The organism is Microbacterium sp. B35-04 (assembly GCF_010634885.1).
Taxonomy (GTDB): Bacteria; Actinomycetota; Actinomycetes; order Actinomycetales; family Microbacteriaceae; genus Microbacterium.
The window spans coordinates 1-510 of record NZ_MWLP01000166.1; the positions used below are offsets into that span (position 1 = coordinate 1).

Consider the following 510-nt stretch of genomic DNA (forward strand, 5'->3'; position numbering starts at 1 on the left):
GGATCAGCAGCAGCGTGATCGACACGGTGCCCGTGATCACGCCGCCCCAGAGCAGGGGGACGCCGAACAGCAGGTTCAGCGCGACCGCCCCGCCGATCACCTCGGCGATGTCGGTCGCCATCGCGACGAGCTCGGCCTGCAGCCAGTAGGCGCGGCGGCCCCATTTCGAGCGGATGCGGAGCCCCAGGGTCTCGGGCAGGCTCCGGCCCGTCACGATGCCGAGCTTGGCTGACAGGTACTGGATGAGCCAGGCCATGACGTTGCCGAGTACGACGACCCAGACCAGGAGGTAGCCGTACCGCGCGCCCGCGGTCATATTGCTCGCGACATTGCCCGGGTCGAGATACGCGACGCCGGCCACGAGGGCAGGCCCGATCAGCCAGGCCAGGCGCGGCATCGATGCGCGGCGGGCAGGAGCTGGCGGCATCCTGACATCTTCGGCAGTTTTCGGCACACCGAAACCATAACCTTTTTTCGACTCACCGAAAAGTGGTTCCGGTCGTTGAGCGA

Annotated in this window: 1 protein-coding gene; it reads right to left on the reverse strand. The window is 67.1% G+C overall.

Annotation, left to right across the window (positions count from 1 at the left end):
* Positions 1-427 (reverse strand): Nramp family divalent metal transporter (locus tag B1729_RS20265; RefSeq protein ID WP_204318981.1); only part of this gene is annotated, 427 nt, incomplete at its 3' end.
* Positions 428-510 lie beyond the last annotated feature (83 nt).